This is a genomic window from Butyrivibrio sp. X503 (genome assembly GCF_003625475.1).
Classification (GTDB): domain Bacteria; phylum Bacillota; class Clostridia; order Lachnospirales; family Lachnospiraceae; genus Butyrivibrio.
Map to the genome: position 1 here is coordinate 1 of NZ_RAIQ01000012.1, position 24,064 is coordinate 24,064.

Here is a 24,064-nt window from a genome sequence, read left to right on the forward strand (position 1 = left end):
GAGCATATCCCGGAGGCACTTCAGCTTATGAAGGATAAGCCTGCAGAGCTTATTAAGCCTGTTGTTATCCTTGATAATCAGCCTTAATTTGAATTTATGGGCGGTCTTATTTGACCGCCCTATTTCTATTGCAAGAACTCTATACGGATCAGATCGCCGGTGCCAAAAGAGTTGTTTTTTCTAAATCCCGGGCAGCTTATACAGGTGCTTGAAGATTGTCTTAGAGAAGAGTGATGATCTGAAAAAGATCATGTTAAAGCAATAAAAAGGAGCTGGGGCATTTGATCATATCAATTGCCTTAGCTCCTTGATTTATTATAGTAGTTATTAAATTAATTACTTTCTGCGGTTGTGGCTGTGTCTGTTGCGGTCTCTGTCTTTCCATTAACGGAGCTGTCAAATGACTCAACGCTTGTCACATACCATGAATCCGTCTCTGCGTTCTTTTCGAGAGAAAGAACCATTGCATAGGTCTCGGGTGTTGCTTCCGAAATAATCTGAGCATAGGTATCCATGGCTATCTGAACACGCTTATTATAGAGCTGTTTATCGGCTTCTTCGTCGCCCAGATCTTTATAGAGCTGTTTGATCTCTTCGTCGTGCTCGGCGTGATAGGCTTCGGCGGCTTCACGTATCTTTTGCGTCGTTTCGTCACTTCCGAAAATATTAACGGGGAAAGCAGTGTTGATCTTTACTATTGCAGTAGCCTTGCCCTTTTTATCGACTGTGACTTTGCTGATCTCATATCCGCTGACCATTCCGGAAATGGTTCCGAAGAATTCATCGACCTTGGCACTGGTCTCAGCATCAATCTCTTCGGTCTCAAAACCATCTTTAAGCTGCTTGATAAGAAACTCGTTGTCAAACGTCTTTACAAATTCGCCGCTTGTAACTTCCTCGGATGCGTATTGCTCGATGTTCTCGGAAGTTCCGCTTTTTACTATATCAAGAAACGCGGTTACGGTTTCCTCTGCAGCAGTTCTGTCTGCAGAAGAACAACCAAAAAGAGATACGGTACTAACTGTAAGTATAACGGCTAAAGAGCCCAATTTTTTGCATATATTCATGAATAATAGTCTCCTATAACTTATTACGATTTTATTAACACACTTATTAGTATAGCATATATAAGCCAAAAGTCCAAAGAGTATCGCAATTACAATTATTTGATGATAAAATAATGATACCACGAATTGTAAGGAGGTAACGCTATGAGAGTACTTTTTGGTGAAGGAGTAGTCAAAGAAGTAAGTTCGGTGGAAGTCAAACCCATGGATCTGGGAGACGGTACGATCAGCGGAACGCAGGTCAATTTTGTGCTTACAAGCGGAGACAGAATAGAGTATATCTACAGCGTTAATGTTCCGATCGAAGAATCGGGAAGAAGAGCGATCGAATTTGTAAAAAAGCTATATAACGAAGGCGTGGCAGACTTTTCTCATGAATCTGTAGAGATGCTTTGATCGGAATGATAAATAGAATAGTGAATAAAAAAGAAGAGGTCCTATGCCACATATTCGTGCATAGGACCTTTAATTTACCAGATCTTCCATTGTAATCTCCATTCATTCATCTATAAATGATCAATGCTTGCCAAGGCAGCCCTGATGTTTTAGCTCTATGAGCATATCAAAAACAATACCCAATGGTAATCCGGTAGCTCGAGCTACATTCTCGGGATCGGGATAATATTCATTATCAAAATCCTTGCGGATGCAGTCCATTACTTCTGTTTTGATGTCGTATGTAGCTGTCATACACGTATTTCCTCCTTCCGTAAATAGTCAGATAATTACAATGCAGTATTTATCTGTTGTCTATTATTATATCGTATTTTTGGCAAAAAAGTTAACCTTTTTGTGTCAATAAATATGAAAATTTTATAAACGAAATACCGATTAATTACTGACATAAAAATACGGCATTGAGAATTTATCCCAATGCCGCAGATTCTTTTTACCTTAATAGCTTAATTTGTATGCATATCCCTGAGCTTGTTTGCTTCCTGGAATATATTAAGGAGTATCATCTTGAATGCTTCGAATTTCTCAACGGCCTGTTCCGAAGCCTGTGCGCCTTCATTTGAAAGCGATGCGACTTCTTCGCTTGTGGCGGACAGATTGGAGATACTGTCATTTATCTTGGTTGTTGATGATGCGATGGCTTTCATTCCTTCAGCGATCTCAGCAAAGCGTGAGAGCATTTCGGTTACGTTTTCATTTATACTGTTGAAGCTCTCGCCGACGGACTCTATCATTTCGTTCTGCTCGCCTACGGTATTTACCGTATCATCGATACTTGCGATAGCTTTTTGAACGTCTTCGTTAAGCTCGTTTATGATATTTGTGATCTCGGTAGAAGCTGTATTGGTCTCAGCCGCAAGCTCGCGGACATTATTTGCAACAACCGCAAAACCTTTTCCCGCTTCGCCTGCCCTTGCGGCCTCAATGCTTGCATTAAGAGCAAGGAGATTGGTCTGAGTTGATATCGACATGATCGATCCGACGATGTTTTGAACTTCCTCAACCTTATTCATAACTGCCTGGGTAGCATCAACGGTGATCTTACTTGCTTTTGAAACATCTTCCGATTTGGTCTTTAAGTCTTCGATAACCCTTACGCCTTCGGTGATGGCTTCCTGAGTGCTCTTGGATGCGGATGACATCTCGATTCTGTGCTTTTCCGTAGATTCTGTCTGCTCTTGGATAAGCTGTACCTTTTCAGCCTGATTGGTTATGGACTGCGCTGTACTTTCCATGCTGGTTGCGATATCATTCATTCCGGAGTGCTGAGCTTCTATGATATTCTGAAGGCTCATCAGATCTTCCTGAGATGAATTGAACAGATCGGTTATGCTGTTTGCAATCTCAGCCATGCTGTTACCTGTTGCGAGAGATTTCTCGGCATTGGAGCTTATGACAAGATTGTTTTCTCTGTTAAAGCTTGTGAGAAGACCTACGACCGAAAGGCTTGCCACAAAGGCCAGAGCCAGGGTGATGAACACGGGGAGAAGATTAACGTCAAGTCCGCCCGTTGATATAAATGTCTTTATGACAAGAACTACGTAGGAAAAGCAGATGGCGGATATTCCGACCCGGCACAATCTTACGTTTAGATAGATGATGCTGCATATCAGTATCGGAAGTCCGAATGCGAAGTTTATTATGTTGTCTTCCGCGATAAGAAATACCAGATAAAAGAGTGTTGCGCCTGCCATGATAAGAATGGAGCCGGCTTTTACCGTGCTGAATTTGTAGTTTCCAATGATGATCATAACGGCGGAAACGGCGGTGCTCAGTATGATGGAGATACGTCCGAAGCTCGGTCCGTTATGTGCAAAAGAAAACACGGTCAGAAACAGTCCGCAAGCCAGAACTATCATACATACAATAAAGCTGCATTTGTTTGCTCTACGATATTGTTCAGCATTCATATTATTTGATTCCTTTCGCAAAAAGAATTATTAATACATTTTATTTAGTTATATATATTAAAATTTTATCACAATGTAACCGCTTAAACCAGTATATATGGTATAATGAGCGACAGATATATTTCTTTTGATCGGAGGAGAAATCAGTGCTTTCTGTAGTTATACCCGCATACAATGAAGAAGAAATGATCCCCAAGACATCGGTGGTAATAGATGAGATATTGAAAGAAGCCGGAATTGAACATGAGCTTCTTTTTATTAATGACGGTTCCAAGGACAATACCTGGAGCATTATAGAGGATGAAGCCAAGAAGAATACGTGTGTAAAGGGCGTGTGCTTTTCAAGGAACTTTGGAAAAGAGTCTGCTATTTTTGCAGGACTTTATGAAGCAAAGGGAGACTGCGTTGTGGTTATCGACTGCGATCTTCAGCATCCTCCGGAAAAGATCGTTGAGATGTACAGACTCTGGGAACAGGGGTATGAGATCGTGGAAGGTGTTAAGGCCAGCAGAGGAAAAGAGAGCGGCTTCCACAGATTCGCGGCCAAGAGCTTTTACAATATCATGACAGATGCCATCGGATTCGATATGTCCAGGGCTTCGGACTTTAAGCTTTTGGACAGAAAGGCTGTAAATGTCCTTCTTAACATGAATGAAAAGAATGCGTTTTTCAGAGCGCTTTCTTCATGGATAGGATTCAAGACTACCAAAGTTGAATACGACGTAAGAGAAAGAGAAGCGGGAACTTCCAAGTGGAGTACGGGTTCTCTTATTAAGTACGCGATTACCAATATTTCATCGTTTACTTCCGCACCTTTGCAGATAGTAACTCTTCTCGGAATACTCGTCTTTGTACTGGGCCTTTATTCTATAATAGAAGCTTTGGTAAGATACTTCATGGGAACAGCCAAGGAAGGATTTACAACGGTCATAATACTTCAGTGTCTTACAAGCTCGGCTATCATGTTGGGACTTGGTATCATCGGCTATTATATTTCCAAAATATATGAGGAAGTTAAGGGCAGACCCAAGTTTATCATTGATAGAACTACGTACGAAAAATAACGAAATAATATATAAAAATTCTTGGTTAATTCACAATAATGGTTTAAAATATTAATGAGTGGTAATTTATCTTGTGTAAACGAGAAAGGAGAAATTAATGCTTGCGACGTTGATTCCTTTGTTTGACGAGAAAATGTCAGTGTGTGCTTATTCAGTATTTGCTCGAAAGGAAAACCACTTTTTAAACCCCGAAATGGAGGGTGGAGCGAGATTTGACGGAGCCGGCACGGTTCATGAGCTTGAAGTTGTCAGCAGCATGGGCGTCGGTACTCTTTCAGGCGGAAAAGAAGTATTTGTTCCGATAAATCAGTTTTCGTTATTTGCTGAGATTTCACTTCAGTGTACTGTTCCTGCAAATAAGGTTGTTCTTTTGATGGACAACTCTATTTTACCCGAAGAGAATTATATCAAGAGAGTAAGAGAGTTAAAGCAGCAAGGCTATAAGCTTGCGATCAGAAAGCTTCCTATATCGAGTTTTGAGCCATATAGGGAGATCTTAAGGCAGTGTGATTATATTTTCCTTAATCACACCAAGATAGATATAAGCAAAGCTAAGATCTATTTCAGTAATGTATATCCCAACATAAAACTTTGCGCCGTCAACGTTGATTCTCAGGAAGATTATGAGATGCTTACCAAGGATGGCGGCTATGACCTGTACGAAGGCGGCTTCTTCAGAATGCCCATCAAGCATTCCGAGAAACAGGTTAATCCTTTGAAGGTCAACTATATCGAACTTCTTAATGTAGTAAATGCGCCGGACTACGATCTTACCGATGCGGCAGACGTTATCGGCAAAGACCCTGCGCTTGTTATCTCACTTCTTGAGATAGTTAACAGAATGGCGCTTAATTCAGAGATCACTTCTATCAGACATGCTGCAGCAATGCTCGGTCAGAAAGAGTTAAAGAGATGGATCAACACAGCCGTTACAAAAGAGCTGTGTGCCGATAAGCCTTCGGAGATCACAAGGCTTGTTATGATAAGAGCTAAATTCGCAGAGAATCTCGCTGAAACCTTTGAGATGGCGATGCAGGCTCCGGAGCTGTTCCTTATGGGACTTTTCTCGGCACTGGATATCATGCTTGAGAAGACCATGGAGGAAGCTCTTGATATGGTAGTTGTATCCAAGAACGTCAGAAGTGCGCTCCTTGAGGGAAAGGGAGAGCTTGCGCCCGTTCTTGAATTTATCAGAAGATATGAGGACGCGGATTGGACAGAAGTTTCAAGACTTATGATTCTTGGAAACATGGATATGAAAAAAGTTTTTGAAGCATATCTTTCGGCACTTAGGTGGTACAGAGATCTTATTCCCGTGGGATAAGAAAACGCGACGTGGGGTAGCGTTATGATTAGTGATCAGACATTTGGGGTAATTGCTTATAACCTGTCGGCACTTATTGTCAGTGTGACCTGCATCATTTACAAGCTGATAATTCCCAGCAGATTAAAGCTACGAAACAGATTATTTAATTCATTGATCATTATTCTCGCCATAGATGCTTTTTCGGCCATCTATGGCGAAATTATACGCGGTTACGATATGGCACATGAAACCGCGCTGTTTCTTCGCAATCTTAACGAGATGCTCTATTTTGCGACGCACTTTGCCATTGCGCCCATTATAGCAAGGTATACCATGCTTAAATGCGGCGTTGAACACAAGATCAGAGGCTGGCGATCCGTCGCGGTTCATCTTCCATTTTTGATATCGGAGTTCATGATCCTTACAAATCCATGGTTCCATCTTATTTATTCCATAGACAACAATCTTGTATATACGAGAGAATGGGGCGTTTATGTCGTTTACATCATAGGCGGTCTGTATTTTATTTTGTCTGCGGTATTCATTTTCCTGTACTGGGATCTTCTTAAAAGGCTTGAGCAGATCGCGATCATCTATTTCTATGTCCTTGTTCTTATCGGAACGCTTATTCAGATGGTATTCAGCAATATAAGCTGCGAGCTCTTGTGCGATGCTATAGGCGCGATGGGAATGATGGTTATCCTTGAAAACGACGATGACAGAAGGGATTACACGACCAAGGCGTATAACCGAAATGCCCTTATAAATGACATGATGATCGCATTTAAATATAAGAGGCCCTTTGATGTAATTTTCATAGACATATTAAATGAGGAAATACTCAGAAGACTTCTTACATACGCGGATTATGAAAAGATACTTAGCGAGGTGGTTAAGTTCCTTAAATCAATAAATGATAAGTTTGACGTATACAGAGTCGGCGTCAACAGCTTTTTTGTCGTATGCCCCGAGATCTCGGAGAAAAAAGCCAAGAAGGTGGCGGACGAGATATACGATAGATTCAAGGAGTTTTGGACTTACAGCGGAAAGATAGTTACTCTGAATGCAAGAGTCATTCAGGCCGGAACCGAAGACGGAATAGCAGATCTGGACAAGCTGTTTAAGGCACACGGAAGCGGCAAAAATATAGACAAAGACGGACCTATATTTTTTGATGAGCTATAGTTTTAACACAAAAGGGAAAATATATGCTTGAAGGTATTTTGATGGGAAGCCTTAATTTTTTGATAGCTTCTCTGGCAGTCAGTTTAACAAGTATTTTATGTATGGTTGTTATCAGGAAGAAAAAGAATGCTAGGAACCGTCTTATTATTGCGCTCTTAATTATTGTTTTTGTAGATTCGCTTATGGGAATGACTTCGGCAATTTCTTATGCTTCCTCAGCACCTTATTTTGTCAGGATAACTTTGTGCTATTTTCCTAAGTATATCTATTATTCCACGCATTTTCTTATGATGCCCATCTTTTATTACTACATTATAAGAGTGTGCGGAATCTATCACAGGCTGACCAAGAAGCATTTCTGGATCATGGGACTTCCCGTATTTGTACTTGAAGCGCTTGTTTTTTCCAATCCTTTTACCAAGATAACCTTCTATGCAAATTCGGATCTTATTTTCCACAGAGGTCCGCTAGTTTATGTGGCTTATGTTATCAGCGCACTGTATTTTGTTTTCTGTATTGTCACGCTGGTGATCTATTGGACCAATATCGATAAGTTAAAAAAGATCTCACTTGTTTATTTCCTTGCACTTGCGGTTGTCGGAATAGTGGTTCAGATGATGTTCCCCGCATTTAACTGCGAGCTTTTGTGCGAAGCGGTCGGACTTATGGGAATCATGATCATTCTGGAAAAAGACGATGACAGAGCGGATTCGATCACGGGTCTTTTTAACAGAAATGCTCTTATGACCGATCTTGATAAGAATATTTTCCTTAAAAAAGAATTTCATGTTATCTGTATAAGGATTGAGAATGTTGAGCTGTATCAGACAATAGTCGGATATGACTGTTTTGAACTCGTTAAGCAGGAGATAGCGAAGTATCTTTTTACCGCGGCGGAGAAATTTGATGTATACACGGATGAAATATCCTGCTTTTACATAATATGCCCGCAGGCCAGAGAGAAGGAAGTTAAGAAACTTATATTTAATGTAAAGACAAGGTTTGACAAGAGCTTTAAGGTCAAGAAGCAGGAGATATACGTAAATCCCGTTATCCTTTGTGTGAGCTGTCCTGATATGTTTTCAAGTACGGAAGACATTATGCTTCTGGGAGAATCGACGATAAGCGACAACGACTACGGAAGCATTTTTATGTGGCATGATCTTGATGAAGTAAAGAGAAGGATTGATGTTGAAAAGGCTATAGTAAGAGGCATTAACAGCAGGCGCTTTAAAGTAAAATATAAACCCATTTATTCCAAGAGCGACCTTAAGTTAAGAGGTGCGGAGGCTCTTATTACGCTTGAAGATACCGATATGGGTGAAGTGTCTTTTGAAGAGCTTATAAGTGTTGCCGAGAAATATAATCTTGAAGAAGTTATGCAAAAGATGATGATAGAGGATATCTTTGATTTCCTTGACGGCGAGTTTGAAGAGGCTGTATCAGGCTCTTTTGACGTGATGCTTATACATGCGCTTTCCAAGAAGGTACTAAATGAAGATATGACGAGTGCCATTACCAAGCTTGTAGCTAAGTACAATATTGATGTTACGGGTATCGCCGTAGATATCAGCCAGAATATTTTTGACGCGGACGGAAAGAGCGCAGCTTATGCTCTGACTGAGCTTAAAAAGAGTGATATTCGTGTGTTCCTGGGAGATTACAGGATAAGCTACCTTGACGATAAGGACGACAATATTCCCGGCTTTGACGGAGTTATCCTCAATATGAAATCTTTCATAGATAAGATGGGAATGTCGCAAGGTCGCATCACTCTCGGTAAAAAAGCGGATATGATAAAAGAGCTCGGAAAAAAGGTTCTTATTACGGGAGTAGAAACTGAGGAATACTATGATATGATAGAGGATATTTATGCTGATTATGTTTTTGGAAGTTACTTCTCGGTTCCGCTTTCGAAAGAGGATTTTGTAGAGGTGCTCAAAAACGGATAAGGATCTTGGGGTATGAAAAAATGGGGTATAGCAGCTCTTTTTGTAATTTTGGTGGCTGCGCTTGTCATATATATTGACTGGAGAGGAAGAAGCTATGAGATAGAGGAGGGCGATAAGCTTGTTGTCGTTTCGCCGCATCCTATCGAGTTTATGATCCCTCTTATACAGGAATTTGAAAATGAGACGGACATTACCGTGGACCTCAAAAGCATGGGAACGTCCGCAGCGATAGACAGCATAGTAAATGATGATAATGTAGATATTATGTGGGGCGGATCGCTTCTTTCGGTCGGCCCTTACATAGATAATTTCTATTCGTACGAAACTCCCAACAAAAAAGATTTTATGTATACCTTTACCAATGAGAACAGCGCGGTGACATGTTTTTCCGATGTGCCCAGCGTTCTTATGGTCAACACCGATCTCATCGGAGACATTGATATATTGGGATATAAGGATCTTTTGAATCCCGCTCTCAGAGGTAAAATAGCTTTTGCGGATCCCGGAAGATCATCGTCTTCTTTTGAGCACCTTGTTAATATGCTCTATGCGATGGGAGACGGAGATCCCGAAAACGGCTGGGATTATGTGGAAAGCTTTATTTCGCAGCTTGACGGTAATCTTCTTGAGAGTTCATCTGTTGTTTATCAGGGTGTTGCCAACGGTAAGTATGCGGTCGGTCTTACTTTTGAAGAGGCCGCTGTTACCATGCTTAAAAGCGATAAGCATGTAAGTATTGTTTATATGAATGAGGGAGTTGTAATGACTCCCGATGGGATCTATATATCCAAGAATTCAAAAAGACTTGAAAATGCTAAGAAATTTGTGGACTTTATGACATCCAAGGATGCGCAGCAATATATGGCGAGTGACCTCGGAAGAAGGTCCGTGAGAAGAGACGTTGAATCTTCGATCCTTGTTGTCCCGAGGTATAAGATAAACAATCTTCCCGTAGACAGAAATAGAGTCATCGCAAATAAAGACAAGTGGATAGAAGAGTTTAACAGGATCCGGAAGGAGGACGACAATGGCTAAAGAAGTGCGTTCCTTTCAGGAAAACATAAGAAGAACGTTTATAAGATTTTCTATCGTACCCGTCGCTGCGATCGTTATGGCTGCGATGATACTGTTTGTCTTTTCCTGGCTCACATTTATGGCATCATCCAATGAACAGGAAAACAAATCGGCAAGCGAAGAGATAGCCGGAAAGCTTGATGTATACTGCAGCATGGTTGATAAGGTCGCTGCCAAGCTCAAAAAAGAAAACTATGATGTATCAAAGAATGATGTTTTTAGGATACTGTATGAGGATACCTCGGAGTACGGTGACATCGGAAATCTTCTGATAATGTCACCTTCGATGGAAGCTCTTTTTTCAAGTAAAGATCATGTACCTGTATTTCTTACGCAGTCCGAGTATTCGAACTGGGGAGTCTGGAATGTGATAAGTACTTATAAAGGACAGACAAAGGTTACGTTGTACAGCGGCAATCTCTGCGTTTCAAAAGGCATTTATGAAGGCGGCAGATTACAGGCTGCGGTGGTGTACATTATTCCAAAAGAAGTCATGTCGTCCGTTATCAGTAATCAGAACAGATACGTTATCATAACGGACAAGCACGGATGGGTCTATACGGCAAATACCAGAGGGCTGCAGGATGAGTTTGGACAGATAGATAATACGATAAGCTCGGAAGTCGGCTTTGTTAAACTGGACGGCAATCTTTATTATTCGTACAGAACGGAGCTTAAAAAGGGACTGATCGTCTATACTGTGAACGACGTCAACAGAAGCGTTCATATGATATGGGCCATAATCGCCATTATCGTGGTCATATTCCTTGCGATCGCTCTTATCACGGTAAAGAGCACAGCCATAAGTTCTGTGAGATATACAAGAGATATCAAAAAGATCGAAGATGCTTTTGAGGAGGTTCAGAAAGGTAAGCTCGACGTCAACCTCGATATTCACAGTAGCAAGGAGTTTCAGATAATCGGTGACGATTTTAACGAGATGCTTGAAGGCCTTAAGGAGCAGATAGGCAGGAATAAAGAGCTTGCGGAGAACGTTGCTTTTTCGCAGGTTAAGCAGCTTGAGAGCCAGTTTAATCCGCACTTTATTTTTAATACGCTCGATAATATCAGGTTCATGGCCAGGATTGATGCGGTCGCTGCCGACAAGATGATAGTTTCTTTGTCGGGGCTTTTGCGCTACAGTATCAAGGAAGTAAGGGAAGAGGTCACGGTAAAAGAGGACCTCGATCATTTGCAGTATTACCTGAATATCCTGCAGATCAGATTTAACAAGCGATTTGCCTATTCGATAGAAGTTCAGGATGATATTATGGACTGTCTGATACCTAAGCTTCTTATACAGCCTCTTTTGGAGAATGCCGTTAAATACGGCTTTAACGGTCAGGAGAAGCTTACGGTAAGTATCAGAGGTTACCAGATGCAGGAGAAACTGATCTTTATCTGCGAGGATGACGGCGCAGGAATAGATGAGGAGCTTCTTGAAGAGATAAGGACCAATCTCAAGGCGGAAAACAACACATCGTCACACTACGGTCTTTACAATATCCATCGAAGGATAAGTCTTATGTATAACGGTGATTTCGGACTTGATATTTCAAGTAAAAAGAACGAGGGAACGCTTGTAAGGATCACGGTTCCAAAGCGCGTTGCCGAGTAAGAGTTTTTATTGTTCATAGAGGTATTTTACAAATGTACAGAGTTTTGATCGTTGAAGATGAGGATATCATCAGAAAAGGAATTGCATATACGATGGACTGGATGGGCATGGGGTGCACCATCGCGGGAGAGGCCTGCAACGGAAAAGAGGGGCTTGATAAGATAAAAGAGCTTGAGCCCGATATTGTTCTTGCGGATATCATGATGCCTGTTATGGACGGGATAGAAATGATAAGGGAGGCCAAGAAAAGAGGAATAGGCGATTTCAAGAGCATCATCCTTACAAGCTATGCGGATTTTGAATACGCCAAAGCGGCGATAGATCTTGATGTATCCGCATATCTTATGAAGCCAGCTTCGGAGGATGAGCTAAAAAAAGACATAGAGAAGATAATCGGAGAGATTGAAAAAGAGCATCGTTTCAAGGAGTTTTCCAAGAAGCAAAAGTCTGCCGAAGATCTCGATGCTGTTTTTATCAAGCAGGATAAAGACAATGACTATGTAAAGTATGTTCTTGATGCCACGAAGGAGCGCTATGCGGAGAAGATAAGTATCGAGCTTTTCTCCGAGCAGCTTGGAGTATCGGGAAGTTACTTATCGCGTAAATTCAAAGAGGCCACAGGTACAAGCTATCTTGATTTCCTTAATAAGTATCGTGTTCAGCAGGCAATTCGCCTCCTCGAGACCGGCAAGTACAAAGTATATGAAGTGTCGGATATGACGGGATTTTCCGATTATAAGCATTTCAGCACTGTTTTTAAGCGCTATACGGAAGTTGCACCGTCGGAGTTTTTGAACTGAAGGAAAAACCCGGTTCTGCCGGAATTTATGGACCGATATCATGAAAAATGAACCTTTGGATTATAGGAGGTTCATTTTTTTGTTCAGAAAATCGGATAACTAAACAGAAATATAGGTATTTATGGATGAGTCTTTTTTCTAGAATAGTATTATCAAATTTTATTTGATGAAAGGAGAAGGATAATGAAAAAGAGACTAGCAATGGTATTGGCGGGACTTATGGCGCTCAGTATTGTAGGATGTGGTGCTGATTCCACTCCCGCAGCGCCCGAGGCAGCTCCCACTGAGGAGGCGAAACCTGAAACAGCAGAGCCTGCAGAGGAGACAGCTACAGAGGCTGCCGGTGACACAGCCAATTTAGATGAACTTATTGAAGCTGCAAAGGCAGAGGGCGAGCTTGTTGTTTACGGTTCTTGCGAAGAAGAGTATCTGGCAGCTGCTTGCGAGCACTTTGAGGAGCTTTACGGAGTAAAGGTTACATATCAGAGACTTTCAACCGGTGAGGTTCAGAGTAAGATAGAAGAAGAGAACGGCAATCCTTCAGGTGACGTTTGGTTCGGCGGCACAACCGATCCTTACAATGTTGCTGCAAGCGAAGGACTTCTTGAGGCATATGATGCACAGAATGCCAGCCATCTTTTGAGCGATATGTATCGCGATGCTGATGGTTATTGGTATGGAATTTATAAAGGAATCCTCGGATTCATGGTTAATGTTGATGAGCTTCAGCGTATGAACGTTGATACTCCCAAGGATTGGAAGGATCTTCTTGATCCCAAGTATAAAGGTCTTATCTGGCTTTCAAACTACAACACAGCCGGAACCGCTAAGCTTGTTATCAACACAATGATCCAGAAGTATGGTCATGACGAGGGCATCCAGTACCTTGTAGATCTTGATAAGAACATTGAGGTTTATACAAAGTCAGGTTCAGGCCCATCTAAGAATGTTGGTACAGGTGAGTGTGTTGTCGGAATCGGCTTCCTTCACGATGGTATCACACAGATCGTTGATAACGGATACGGCAACATCGGACTTATCATTCCTTCATCAGGAACATCATTCGAAGTTGGTGCAACAGCTATCTTCAAGGGAGCTAAGCATCCCAATGCAGCTAAGCTTTGGATCGAGTATGCTCTTAGCCCTGAATGCGTAGAGCTTGCAGCACAGAACGGTTCATACCAGTTCCTTGTACTCGACAACGCACAGCAGCCCGAAGTAGCAGCACAGTTCGGCCTTGATCCCGAGAACGTTATGGAATATGACTTTGCGGATGCAAAAGAAAACACTCCCAAGTACATCGAAGAAGTTATGAACGCACTTGGCAGCGCTGCAGACGATCGTTTCCAGACTGAATAATCTTAAATGCATTATGGGGCGGGTCATACTATAGATCCGCTCCATTTATATTCCAACCAGCACTTTTTTACACAAGGAGGACTTACGCAATGGCAAAGAGTCAAAGTGCCAGCCTTGACAGGAAGAAGCTGATGGCCGATCCCATTATGGTGACGACCATTGCGCTTTTGATTGTTTTTTTGACTGTGTTTATTCTGTATCCGCTTGCTATTTTGCTTGTGGACAGTTTTGTTTCAGAGACGGGATTAACATTAGATACTTTTAAGCGTGTTATGGCGCTCCCGAATTTCAGACGCGCTATCGGAAACACCTTGAAGGTAGGTTTTCTTGTAGGTATAGCATCGGCTCTCATAGGTCTTTTGTTTGCCTATGTCGAGGTGTATGTAAAACTGAGAACAAGATTCATGGAAGGTCTTTTCAGAGTTGTTTCCATGCTTCCCGTTGTTTCACCACCATTTGTACTTTCATTATCGATGATCATGCTTTTCGGTAAGGCAGGCATCATCACCCGTTTCCTTTTAAAGATTTACGATAACAGTGTTTACGGCTTCTGGGGAATCGCGATCGTTCAGACCCTTACGTTCTTCCCGGTTTGCTACATGATGCTAAAGGGTCTTCTTAAGAATATCGATCCTTCCTTGGAGGAAGCGGCAAGAGATATGGGCGCTTCCAGATTTAAGGTATTTAATACGGTTACATTACCACTGATCCTTCCGGGACTCGGAAATGCGTTCCTCGTTACTTTTATCGAGTCGATCGCCGATTTCGCAAACCCGATGATCATCGGTGGTTCATACGATACACTTGCAACAACAATTTATCTTCAGATCACAGGTGCGTACGACAAACAGGGCGCTGCTGCGATGGCGGTAGTTCTTTTGGGAATAACACTCCTTATGTTTGTTGTTCAGAAGTATTACCTGGAGGCTAAGAGCACGGCAACTCTTTCGGGAAAAGCATCAAGAGAGCGTATGCTCATCACCGACAAGAGCGTTACCGTTCCTCTTACGATTCTTTGCTCGGCACTTGCGATCTTCGTTATTCTCATGTATATCTGTGTTCCTTTCGGAGCAATGTTCCGTACATGGGGATATGATTTCCACCTGACATTTAAGTGGTTCGGACAGGTATTCAAGAAATACAAGGGCTTCAAGGCATTTAAGGACAGCTTTATCCTGTCACTTATTTCCGCGCCTATTACGGCTCTTTTGTCCATGATCATTTCTTATCTTGTTGTAAAGAGAAAGTTTAAAGCCAAAGGATTTATTGAGGCGGTTTCAATGCTTGCCATGGCTGTTCCCGGAACGGTTCTTGGTATCGGATACATCAGAGGTTTCTCGGGCGGACTTTTCGGAAGCGGAATCCTTCAGGGCTTATACGGAACAGGCGCGATCCTTGTTATCGTATTTATCGTTCGAAGCCTTCCTACCGGAACACGAAGCGGTATCTCGGCTCTTCGTCAGATTGATAAGAGCATTGAAGAATCGGCTTACGACATGGGCGCTGACAGCTTTAAGGTATTTATGACGGTAACGCTTCCTCTTATTAAGGACAGCTTCCTTAGCGGATTCGTAACCTCGTTTGTACGAAGCATCACGGCTATCAGTGCGATCATTCTTTTGGTTACACCTTCGTACCTGCTCATTACCGTACAGATCAATGAGTTTGCAGAGAAGGGTGCATACGGAATTGCCTGCGCGTTTGCGTCAATTCTTATTCTCATAACCTACAGTGCGGTGCTTATCATGAACATACTTATGAAGTATTTCGGAACAAGCCGCAGAGTACAGACAAACGATTAATGAAAGAGGTGTAAAATGGCTAAAGAGAAAAAGGGTGTTCGCCTTGAACACATTTCAAAAATTTATAAAGATCCCAAAACAGGAAAAGATTTTTATGCGGTAAAAGACGCTAATCTTGAAATTGAACCCGGAAGTTTTGTAACACTCCTTGGTCCTTCAGGATGCGGTAAGACAACAACGCTTCGTATGATCGCGGGCTTTGAGAGTCCCGATGAAGGTGAGATCTATTTGGGAAACGAGCCTATCAATGCTCTTACTCCCAATAAGCGTGACACGGCTATGGTTTTCCAGAGCTATGCGCTTCTTCCTCACTACAACATCTTTGATAACGTAGCTTACGGACTTAAGCTTCGCAAGATGGACAAAGAAACAATTAAACGCAAGGTTACGGATATCCTCGGACTTGTAGGACTTGAGGGCATGGAAAACCGTATGACCAATCAGCTTTCAGGTGGACAGCAGCAGAGAGTTGCTCTTGCAAGAGCTCTTGTAATTGAACCCGGCGTACTTCTTTTCGATGAGCCTTTGTCAAACCTTGATGCCAAGCTCAGAGTTTCAATGAGAACAGAGATCAGAAGAATCCAGCAGGAAGCGGGAATCACGGCTGTATACGTAACACATGACCAAAGTGAGGCAATGGCTATTTCAGATAAGGTCATCATTATGAACGGCGGTATTGTAGAGCAGATCTCAACTCCTCAGGAAGCATATTATTATCCCAACAATAAATTCGTTGCTGACTTTATCGGAGAGGCTAATTTCCTAAGCGGAAAGGTTAAAGCTCAGGACCGCGTCGAGATCGGCGGGCAGGAGATAAGCTGTGCAACGGGAAATCTTTCTTCCGGAGCGGATTGCAGTATTGTACTTAGGCCGGAAGGTGCTATACTTGGAGATAACGGAGTACTTAAAGGAAGTGTTAAGTATTCATGCTTTATGGGCGCATACCAGGATTATCATATTCTTGTCGGAGATACTCTTCTTAAGATTCAGGAGTACAATCCCAAGAATAAGAAGATCTACAGTGTCGGAGATGAGGTATTCCTTAGCTTTGAGGATAATACTCTCTATGCACTTTAAATAAGATGGAACGGAGTAAACATAATGGATGAAGCTTTAAATGTACTTGAGTTTTTGGAGAGTTCAAGCGATATTGCCGTTGGAATAAGGCTTATAATCGCGACGTTTTTCGGCAGCCTCATCGGTTGGGAGAGAATTGTCAAAAGACACAGCGCCGGAATCAAGACTTTTGCTCTTGTTAGTTTGGGCTCTGCTGTTGCTACGGCTCTTAACATTTACCTTGCGCAGATTCCTGAACTTAGCGCCGATGTCAGCCGTATTCCTGCCGGAGTTGTAAGCGGTATAGGTTTCCTCGGTGCCGGAACTATCCTTGTGACAGGAAGACAGCAGATCAAGGGACTTACGACCGCAGCTTCTTTGTGGGTTACATCCTGCATGGGAATGGCTATAGGAGGCGGTTATCTTGTGATCGGAGTTGTCTGCTTTGCGCTTGTTATGATCGCAAATGTGATACTTCTTCACTTAAGTCATCGCGTAGAAGATAACAGTAAGTACATGAGCGTATATGTTGAAGTCAACAAGAACAAGGGCGTTAACAAACTTATACAGACGCTTTCTGCGGAGAATTGCAAGATAAGCAGTATGACCAAGAGCAAGGAAAAGACACTGCAATCTTCCGATGCCGCTATTATTGTGGATATCGACTTTGACAGAAGACGTTCTCACAAGGAAATCCTGGATATACTAAATGCACAAGAATTTGTTAATTATGTAGAAGAAATCTGACACTTTTGCAAGCTGTCAGAAATATGGTTATTTAAGGGCTGTCTGCGAAAAATTATTTGCAGGCAGCCTTTTTATGTCTTGACATTTCTTTACGAACATATTAACATTATTGGAGAACTATTTTGTATGAAAAAAGTAAAGGGGATGTTTAAATGACGATCTTAGCAATTTTGGCAGTTCTTCCTGCCGCAGTGTTACTTTATGTTATCTACAAAGCAGACAATGTCGAGAAAGAACCGTTCAGTCTTATGGCATTGGTGTTTTTCCTTGGACTTCTTACAACGATTTCCGCGATGTTCATGGAACAGATTGGTACATTTTTGCTCAATATTGTATTTATGGGTAATACAAGCAATCTTATTTATACGTTCATATTGACATTCTTTGTTGTAGGTGTTGCCGAGGAGGGCGGTAAATACTTTGTACTTAAAAAGAGCACATGGAATAATAAAGAGTTCAATTTCTCTTTTGACGGTATTGTTTATTCCGTATGTTCATCACTTGGTTTCGCTACTCTTGAGAATATCTTGTATGTTGTTCCCGGCGGATTCCATGTGGGAGTTATGAGAGCAATCTTATCCGTACCCGGACATTGTATCTTCGGTGTATTCATGGGTGTGTACTACGGACTTGCAAAGGGCAACGAGCTTAGAGGCAACATTCAGGGAATGAAGATGAATCTCCGTAAGGCATTCTGGATTCCCGTTGCCATTCATGGTTTCTATGATTTCTGTCTTATGGCCGAAATGGAAATTTTGCTTCTAGCATTTATCGGTCTTGAGATTTTCATGGTAGTTCGTGCCATCAAGATGATCAAGCTTATGTCCAAGACAGATACTCCTCTTATTCCCGGAGTTACGGCACAGGAAGCAATCAATATAAGAAATATGCAGGCTATGCAGCAGGCTAATCCCGCACAGTTCCAGCAGGCTATGGGAATGCAGGCAGGAATGGCTCCGAATATGCAGCAGCCTTTTAATCAGATGAATCAGGGCTATGCGCAGAACATGCAGCAGTTTAGCCAAGGTGCAGCACAGCAGTTTAACCAGTTCAATCAGGGTGCTGCTCAGCAGTTTGGTCAGTTCAATCAGAATGTTGCGCAGAACGCTCAGCAGTTCGGTCAGATGAACCAGAACTTTGCGCAGAACTCACAGCAGCAGTTTGGTCAGTTTAATCAGGGTGTTGCACAGAATGCACAGCAGTTCGGCCAGGGCGTTGCACAGCAGTTTGGTCAGAACGTAGCGCAGAATGTACAGCAGCCGGTTAACCAGACGCCCACACAGCAGGCATCGGGTTATCAGAACAATATGAATGTGCAGCAGCCTTATACACAGGTTCAGAATGGACAGCCTGTATCCAATACACAGACCACAGGCGGCGCCAAGACAGAGGAACTCTTTGATCAGGATCCTGCGATCATAATTCAGAACGAGCCTTTGGATGACGGACTTTCCAATCCCAATCCTGTTTTCACGGCGACAGATCTTACTTGATGTAGGAAAATGTAACTTATTAAGAATGTGCTAGGATTCTTAAAAATGTCCGATTTTTTGTAATATAGCTATAACCTATAATGACATTGTCGAAAAGCGACAATGTCATTTTTTATTATTCAAATTTGGGAGGTTATGGTATGAAGAAAAAAATTATCGCAACTTTTTTAGCTGTAGCAACTGTTCTTTCAATGACAGCTTGCGGACTACAGGCTCCTGAGGAATCTGCAGCTCCTTCAGAGGCATCTGCGGCTACAGAAACACCTGCAGCTGATGATACTTCAGCAGAAGCAGAAGCCGGAGCAGAAACAGTTACACCCGCAGCCGATGCTATCACTCTTGTTATGGCAGAGGTTAACAACCTTGATACTATCGTTGGAATGACTGATGAGAAGTTCAAGGAAGAGGTTGAGAAGAGATCCAACGGATCTATCATTATCGATCTTCAGCCCGGCGGAGTTCTCGGTGCAGAGAAAGACGTACTCGACACAATGCTTGGCGGCGGCGGAACAATCGATATTTCAAGAATTTCAGCTTTTGCTCTTACAAGCTATGGCGGAGAGAAGTCAATGCTTCTTTCACTTCCTTATACTTTTGTAAGTCGTGAGCATTTCTGGAAATTCGCTGATTCTGAGCTTGCGCAGGAATTCCTTCTTGAGCCCTCAGAAAAAGGCACAGGAATCAGAGGCCTTTTCTATGGAGAGGAAGGTTTCCGTCATTTCTTTACCAAGGATGAGATTACTGGTATCGAGTCATTCAAGGGCATGAAGCTTCGTGTTTCGGAAGATCCCGTTATGACAGGTCTTGTAAAGGGACTTGGCGCTTCACCTACAGTTGTTGATTTCAACGAGCTTTATCAGGCACTTCAGACAGGCGTTGTTGACGGCGCTGAGCAGCCTATCGCCAACTACAAGTCAAAAGCATTCCCTGAGGTTGCTCCCAACATGATCCTTGACGGACATACACTTGGTGCAATTCAGGTTGTTATCACAGACGAAGCTTGGAACAAGCTTACACCCGATCAGCAGGATATTCTTGTTGAAGCAGGAAAGGCAGCATCAGAGTACAACCGCACAATTTCCGAAGATAAGGAAAAGGAAGTACTTGAGCAGCTCAAGGCTGAAAATGTAAATATCGTCGAAGTTGAGGATATTACTCCTTGGCAGGAAGCGGTTAAGCCTGTTATCGAAGAGAACACAAAGGGACAGGAAGAACTCTATCAGAAGATAGTTGACATGAAGTAAGGAAAGAGGATTTTTTATGGAAGGCATTTTTAAACAGGTTGATAAGATCAAACCTATATATGATATGACTTATAAGGTTATGCTCTTTATCTGCAAGATATTGCTTATTGCGGACATCCTGATCACGAGTGTGAGTGTTGCGTGCAGATATTTAAGTAGGTTTAATCCCATGATTCACGATCCTGCGTGGAGCGAAGAAGTTGTTCTTTCGCTTATGGCTTATATGGCTGTTTTGTCAGCCGCTCTTGCTATAAGGCGTGGCGCACATATTCGTATGACAGCACTGGATGTATATTTTCCGAAGTCGCTTTTGAAGGCGCTCGATATTTTAAACGATCTTTTCGTTTTTGCACTTTCATTTGTGATGATCTTTGTTGGCTGGAAGTATGCCATGACTATCGGAGGCAAGGGCACATATGTAAGTTTGCCTTTCCTTTCCAGATTTTGGCTGTATTTCCCGATACCTGTAGCGGGAATCGCGATGTTTGTTTTTGAGCTTGAATCTCTTTATAACCATATTAAAAGCATAGTATTAAAGGAGGAGAATAAGTAATGGCAGTAAACACTACGGCTATTGTAATATTGCTTGTGAGCTTTCTTGTAATGATTATGCTGAGGTTCCAGATCGCGTATGCAGTAGCTTTATCTTCAATTTTTTGTTTGTTATATCAGGGACTCCCGCTTACAACCGTTTGTCAGCATATGGTTAAGGGAATCAATTCTTTTAGTTTGATGGCGGTACCTTTTTTCATCACAATGGGATGTATTATGGGTACCGGAGGTATATCGGAAAAGCTGATTGCTCTTGCAGATTCCTGTGTCGGATGGATGACCGGCGGCATGGCTATGGTAAATATCGTCGCATCATATTTCTTCGGCGGTATTTCGGGATCGGCTGCGGCTGATACTGCATCACTCGGAAGTATTCTTATTCCTATGATGGTTGAGCAGGGATATGACGACGATTTTTCAACGGCTGTTACGATCACATCTTCGTGTGAGGGACTTTTGGTCCCTCCCAGCCACAACATGGTAATTTACGCGATGAGCGCAGGCGGAGTTTCCGTAGGAAGTCTTTTCCTTGCAGGTTATATTCCCGGAGCACTTCTTGCAATATCTCTCATGGTGGGATCTTATATCATCTCCAAAAAGAGACATTATCCCAAGGGAGATAAGTTTAACATTATTAAATTCCTAAAGCAGCTTTGCACATCGTTCTGGGCTCTTGCGGCAGTAGTGATCGTTGTCGTCGGTGTTGTCGGAGGTATGTTTACGGCAACCGAGTCGGCGGCCATAGCAGTTATCTATTCCCTTATTGTAAGTTTGTTTATTTATAAAGGAATAGATCTCAAGGGATTATGGAAGACATTGGAGCAGTGCATTGATACACTTTCCATCGTGCTTATTCTGATCGCGACTTCGAGTGTGTTCGGATACTGCCTTACGACTCTTCATGTACCGGATCTTGCGGCGAATGCCATCAGAGGACTTACAAACAATCTGTTCTTGATAGCACTTCTTATTAACCTGATACTTCTTGTACTCGGATGTATTATGGATATGGCGCCTATCATCTTGATAGCCACACCTATCCTTCTTCCTATTGCACATACCGCAGGAATCAATCCGATTCAGTTTGGTATCATGATCATCCTTAACTGCGGTATCGGACTTCTTACGCCTCCTGTAGGTGCGGTTCTCTTTATCGGTTCTGCCGTAGGTAAGGTTAAGATGGAGAAGGTTGTCAAGGCGACGCTTCCTTTCTATCTGTGCATGATAATTGTACTTATGCTTATCACGTTTTTCCCTGAGATAAGCCTGTTTTTACCTAATCTGTTTGCTACTAAGTAAAGGGAAGTAATATGGAATACAGATTTATTTCGGATGTTAAACCTAAGGATCTTTTTTTCATATCGATGCTTCGTACTTATCGCTCATTTATAGGTGTTATAAATGTGGTATTTACTGTGGCTATGATCATGATGACACTTCATTTTTGGAGAGAAACCGATGGCTTTATAAGAGCCCTTATGATCATCGGATGTCTTCTTTTTCCTGTTATTCAGCCGCTTGCAATCTACGGAAGAAGCGTTAAGCAGCTTGAGAATCTCCCGGCAAGAGTTGAGCTTATGTTTGACGAAAAGGGTGTTCATGTAGACAGTGAAGGTCGTCATGAGGATATTATGTGGAATAAGATATCCAATGCGATCAAGCAGACCAATATGATCATTGTTATGTCAGGAAGAAGCTACGGTTATATGCTCACAAACCGTATTCTCGGTGATGAGAAGGAAGAGTTTTACGAATTTCTGTGCAAACAGATTCGAAAATAAAAAAGATAAATAGAAATTTAATGAAGGCAGCGATATAATACTTTCAAAGTAACTATACGCTGCCTTCTTTTGAGATTATGAGTAAGATTAAGTCGTTTTGGAAAAAGATCACTATCAAAAATAAGATAACTCTTTTTACGGGAACCGTTTTTCTGACAATCCTGGTTGCCATTGTTTTTGATGCGATCTTAATAAGACTGTTCGTTATTGACGTTAACGACATAATGGAGGATAACTCAAAGGGCGGAGAGATTGTTGCGAATCTTGATAAAGAGAAAGATCTTTTTAATGCATATATAAACAACAATTCTTTAGAAAACAGGCAGGCCCTTCTTGATTCTTTTGAAGCGACAAAGAAGGCGCTTAGTGCCGTTCCGCTTGATTATGACAGGCTGGGAGAGAACAGATATGCTCAGCTCTTTTCTCTAAGGACCTGTTATGATGTTTACTGCAAATACAGGGATGAGATTGTTGATGCAGAAACTCAAAAATATGACTATGTCAGCAGACTTTATGCTGTTTATACCATGCAGGATTATCTTATAGGTTATGCGCAGAAGTTTGTTGATCTTACGTTAAAAGACGGAAACGCCAAGTACAGAGAGCTCATTCCGACTGTATTTGCGGTTCCTTTGATAGCTGTTACGCTTAGTATCTTTCTTTTTTCCGCAGTTCTTGAGATTTCCCGAATGATGAATAAAGCTATAACGGAGCCGGTTCTTAAGCTGGCCAACGCATCGAGAAGAATTGCCGCCAATGATTTTTATATTGATGATGTCGAGGCGGACAATGAGGATGAACTGGGCGAGCTCGTCAAGGCTTTTAACAAGATGAAGTATGCGACGGGCGAGTATATCGAAGCGCTCGAGCAAAGAAGAGAAGCGCTTGATAAGCTTCATGCCAAGGAGGTAGAAACTCTTGAAGCGGAAAAGCAGCTTGATGCGATGAATCTTGAGCTTTTAAAGAATCAGATCAATCCGCATTTTCTTTTTAATACCTTGAATGTTATAGGCGGAATGGCCAATCTTGAGGGGGCGGGCACAACAGAGCAGATGATAAAAGCTCTTTCGTCTTTGTTTAGATACAACTTAAAGAACCAGGCCAAAGAGGTGCTTTTGTCGCAGGAGCTTAAAGTCGCCGAAGACTATATGTATCTTCAGAAGATGAGATTCGGAGATAGAGTTAAATACGAAGTAAACTGCGAGGTCGATGCCGATAATGTTATGGTGCCGACGTTTACACTTCAGCCTATAATCGAAAACTGTATAATACACGGCATTTCACCCAAGATTGAGGGTGGATGCGTTTCGCTTGATATTTCCAAGAAAGGCGATGAACTGGTCATAGCTATTACGGATACCGGAAGAGGAATGAGTAAGGAGACTCTTGATCTGATACTCAAATCTCTTGGCGGCAGTGATAATAACAGTGTCGGAATCGGAATGGGAAATATCTACAGAAGAATAAAGGGCATGTACGATGAGAGTGACATGCGGATCATAAGCTCGGAAGGAGAAGGAACAACTATAACGGTGACTATTCCATATCTTTCGGGCGATGTTGACTAGGTCAAACTTACGTAACAAGGAGAGTAACTG

The 24,064-nt window shown here is 42.1% G+C and carries 21 protein-coding genes; 18 read left to right on the forward strand and 3 right to left on the reverse strand.

Annotated elements, in window-relative coordinates; all coding sequences use genetic code 11:
- Nucleotides 1-332 precede the first annotated feature (332 nt).
- Complete coding sequence (locus D6853_RS14720; RefSeq protein WP_120658765.1) at nt 333-1,067, reverse strand: hypothetical protein; 735 nt, start codon at nt 1,065-1,067, stop codon at nt 333-335.
- A 144-nt stretch (nt 1,068-1,211) separates the two neighbouring features.
- On the opposite strand from D6853_RS14720, the gene D6853_RS14725 reads away from it, so the two are divergent.
- The gene (locus tag D6853_RS14725; protein ID WP_120658766.1) at nt 1,212-1,463 is read left to right on the forward strand and encodes a hypothetical protein; all 252 of its coding nucleotides are present in this window, start codon (nt 1,212-1,214) and stop codon (nt 1,461-1,463) included.
- Between the two features lie 120 nt (nt 1,464-1,583).
- Here D6853_RS14725 and D6853_RS15360 read toward each other — a convergent pair whose 3' ends face one another.
- Nucleotides 1,584-1,757 (reverse strand): hypothetical protein, encoded by a 174-nt coding sequence (locus tag D6853_RS15360; RefSeq protein WP_158588778.1) that lies wholly within the window; start codon nt 1,755-1,757, stop codon nt 1,584-1,586.
- Nucleotides 1,758-1,969: 212 nt separating this feature from the next.
- Nucleotides 1,970-3,433 (reverse strand): methyl-accepting chemotaxis protein, encoded by a 1,464-nt coding sequence (locus D6853_RS14730; protein ID WP_120658767.1) that lies wholly within the window; start codon nt 3,431-3,433, stop codon nt 1,970-1,972.
- Nucleotides 3,434-3,579: 146 nt separating this feature from the next.
- On the opposite strand from D6853_RS14730, the gene D6853_RS14735 reads away from it, so the two are divergent.
- From D6853_RS14735 to D6853_RS14815, 17 genes are all read left to right on the forward strand, one after another.
- Complete coding sequence (locus tag D6853_RS14735; protein WP_256372406.1) at nt 3,580-4,497, forward strand: glycosyltransferase family 2 protein; 918 nt, start codon at nt 3,580-3,582, stop codon at nt 4,495-4,497.
- 97 nt (nt 4,498-4,594) lie between these two features.
- The gene (locus D6853_RS14740; protein ID WP_120658768.1) at nt 4,595-5,821 is read left to right on the forward strand and encodes an EAL and HDOD domain-containing protein; all 1,227 of its coding nucleotides are present in this window, start codon (nt 4,595-4,597) and stop codon (nt 5,819-5,821) included.
- Between the two features lie 24 nt (nt 5,822-5,845).
- Nucleotides 5,846-6,988, forward strand: a complete 1,143-nt coding sequence (locus D6853_RS14745) for a diguanylate cyclase (RefSeq protein ID WP_120658769.1) — start codon at nt 5,846-5,848, stop codon at nt 6,986-6,988.
- A gap of 23 nt (nt 6,989-7,011) precedes the next feature.
- Nucleotides 7,012-8,940, forward strand: a complete 1,929-nt coding sequence (locus D6853_RS14750; RefSeq protein WP_120658770.1) for an EAL domain-containing protein — start codon at nt 7,012-7,014, stop codon at nt 8,938-8,940.
- A 12-nt stretch (nt 8,941-8,952) separates the two neighbouring features.
- Nucleotides 8,953-9,975 carry an extracellular solute-binding protein gene (locus D6853_RS14755; RefSeq protein WP_120658771.1) on the forward strand — a complete coding sequence of 341 codons (1,023 nt, stop codon included), beginning with the start codon at nt 8,953-8,955 and terminating at the stop codon, nt 9,973-9,975.
- Nucleotides 9,968-11,632: a sensor histidine kinase gene (locus D6853_RS14760; protein ID WP_120658772.1), complete on the forward strand. Its 1,665-nt coding sequence runs from the start codon at nt 9,968-9,970 to the stop codon at nt 11,630-11,632. The genes D6853_RS14755 and D6853_RS14760 overlap by 8 nt, the downstream gene beginning before the upstream one ends.
- Before the next feature lie 32 nt (nt 11,633-11,664).
- Nucleotides 11,665-12,432 (forward strand): response regulator transcription factor, encoded by a 768-nt coding sequence (locus tag D6853_RS14765; protein ID WP_120658773.1) that lies wholly within the window; start codon nt 11,665-11,667, stop codon nt 12,430-12,432.
- Between the two features lie 183 nt (nt 12,433-12,615).
- Nucleotides 12,616-13,791, forward strand: a complete 1,176-nt coding sequence (locus D6853_RS14770) for an extracellular solute-binding protein (RefSeq protein ID WP_120658774.1) — start codon at nt 12,616-12,618, stop codon at nt 13,789-13,791.
- Between the two features lie 89 nt (nt 13,792-13,880).
- Nucleotides 13,881-15,593, forward strand: a complete 1,713-nt coding sequence (locus D6853_RS14775; protein WP_120658775.1) for an ABC transporter permease — start codon at nt 13,881-13,883, stop codon at nt 15,591-15,593.
- 15 nt (nt 15,594-15,608) lie between these two features.
- Nucleotides 15,609-16,670 carry an ABC transporter ATP-binding protein gene (locus tag D6853_RS14780; protein ID WP_120658776.1) on the forward strand — a complete coding sequence of 354 codons (1,062 nt, stop codon included), beginning with the start codon at nt 15,609-15,611 and terminating at the stop codon, nt 16,668-16,670.
- A 24-nt stretch (nt 16,671-16,694) separates the two neighbouring features.
- A complete protein-coding gene (locus D6853_RS14785; protein WP_120658777.1) occupies nt 16,695-17,396 on the forward strand; it encodes an MgtC/SapB family protein in 702 nt (233 codons plus the stop codon).
- A gap of 152 nt (nt 17,397-17,548) precedes the next feature.
- The gene (locus D6853_RS14790; RefSeq protein ID WP_120658778.1) at nt 17,549-18,889 is read left to right on the forward strand and encodes a PrsW family glutamic-type intramembrane protease; all 1,341 of its coding nucleotides are present in this window, start codon (nt 17,549-17,551) and stop codon (nt 18,887-18,889) included.
- A gap of 140 nt (nt 18,890-19,029) precedes the next feature.
- On the forward strand, nt 19,030-20,133 hold the full coding sequence (locus tag D6853_RS14795) for a TRAP transporter substrate-binding protein (protein ID WP_120658779.1): 1,104 nt from the start codon (nt 19,030-19,032) through the stop codon (nt 20,131-20,133).
- 16 nt (nt 20,134-20,149) lie between these two features.
- On the forward strand, nt 20,150-20,686 hold the full coding sequence (locus D6853_RS14800; protein WP_120658780.1) for a TRAP transporter small permease: 537 nt from the start codon (nt 20,150-20,152) through the stop codon (nt 20,684-20,686).
- Nucleotides 20,686-21,984: a TRAP transporter large permease gene (locus D6853_RS14805; protein ID WP_120658781.1), complete on the forward strand. Its 1,299-nt coding sequence runs from the start codon at nt 20,686-20,688 to the stop codon at nt 21,982-21,984. The genes D6853_RS14800 and D6853_RS14805 overlap by 1 nt, the downstream gene beginning before the upstream one ends.
- Before the next feature lie 11 nt (nt 21,985-21,995).
- Nucleotides 21,996-22,466, forward strand: a complete 471-nt coding sequence (locus D6853_RS14810; protein ID WP_120658782.1) for a YcxB family protein — start codon at nt 21,996-21,998, stop codon at nt 22,464-22,466.
- Nucleotides 22,467-22,543: 77 nt separating this feature from the next.
- Nucleotides 22,544-24,034 (forward strand): sensor histidine kinase, encoded by a 1,491-nt coding sequence (locus D6853_RS14815; RefSeq protein ID WP_120658783.1) that lies wholly within the window; start codon nt 22,544-22,546, stop codon nt 24,032-24,034.
- Nucleotides 24,035-24,064 lie beyond the last annotated feature (30 nt).

Bases quoted from the DNA above. Each gene is read 5' to 3' on its own strand.
- D6853_RS14720 (WP_120658765.1), bottom strand. From the start codon at position 1,067: ATGAATATATGCAAAAAATTGGGCTCTTTAGCCGTTATACTTACAGTT.
- D6853_RS14725 (WP_120658766.1), top strand. From the start codon at position 1,212: ATGAGAGTACTTTTTGGTGAAGGAGTAGTCAAAGAAGTAAGTTCGGTG.
- D6853_RS15360 (WP_158588778.1), bottom strand. From the start codon at position 1,757: ATGACAGCTACATACGACATCAAAACAGAAGTAATGGACTGCATCCGC.
- D6853_RS14730 (WP_120658767.1), bottom strand. From the start codon at position 3,433: ATGAATGCTGAACAATATCGTAGAGCAAACAAATGCAGCTTTATTGTA.
- D6853_RS14740 (WP_120658768.1), top strand. From the start codon at position 4,595: ATGCTTGCGACGTTGATTCCTTTGTTTGACGAGAAAATGTCAGTGTGT.
- D6853_RS14745 (WP_120658769.1), top strand. From the start codon at position 5,846: ATGATTAGTGATCAGACATTTGGGGTAATTGCTTATAACCTGTCGGCA.
- D6853_RS14750 (WP_120658770.1), top strand. From the start codon at position 7,012: ATGCTTGAAGGTATTTTGATGGGAAGCCTTAATTTTTTGATAGCTTCT.
- D6853_RS14755 (WP_120658771.1), top strand. From the start codon at position 8,953: ATGAAAAAATGGGGTATAGCAGCTCTTTTTGTAATTTTGGTGGCTGCG.
- D6853_RS14760 (WP_120658772.1), top strand. From the start codon at position 9,968: ATGGCTAAAGAAGTGCGTTCCTTTCAGGAAAACATAAGAAGAACGTTT.
- D6853_RS14765 (WP_120658773.1), top strand. From the start codon at position 11,665: ATGTACAGAGTTTTGATCGTTGAAGATGAGGATATCATCAGAAAAGGA.
- D6853_RS14770 (WP_120658774.1), top strand. From the start codon at position 12,616: ATGAAAAAGAGACTAGCAATGGTATTGGCGGGACTTATGGCGCTCAGT.
- D6853_RS14775 (WP_120658775.1), top strand. From the start codon at position 13,881: ATGGCAAAGAGTCAAAGTGCCAGCCTTGACAGGAAGAAGCTGATGGCC.
- D6853_RS14780 (WP_120658776.1), top strand. From the start codon at position 15,609: ATGGCTAAAGAGAAAAAGGGTGTTCGCCTTGAACACATTTCAAAAATT.
- D6853_RS14785 (WP_120658777.1), top strand. From the start codon at position 16,695: ATGGATGAAGCTTTAAATGTACTTGAGTTTTTGGAGAGTTCAAGCGAT.
- D6853_RS14790 (WP_120658778.1), top strand. From the start codon at position 17,549: ATGACGATCTTAGCAATTTTGGCAGTTCTTCCTGCCGCAGTGTTACTT.
- D6853_RS14795 (WP_120658779.1), top strand. From the start codon at position 19,030: ATGAAGAAAAAAATTATCGCAACTTTTTTAGCTGTAGCAACTGTTCTT.
- D6853_RS14800 (WP_120658780.1), top strand. From the start codon at position 20,150: ATGGAAGGCATTTTTAAACAGGTTGATAAGATCAAACCTATATATGAT.
- D6853_RS14805 (WP_120658781.1), top strand. From the start codon at position 20,686: ATGGCAGTAAACACTACGGCTATTGTAATATTGCTTGTGAGCTTTCTT.
- D6853_RS14810 (WP_120658782.1), top strand. From the start codon at position 21,996: ATGGAATACAGATTTATTTCGGATGTTAAACCTAAGGATCTTTTTTTC.
- D6853_RS14815 (WP_120658783.1), top strand. From the start codon at position 22,544: ATGAGTAAGATTAAGTCGTTTTGGAAAAAGATCACTATCAAAAATAAG.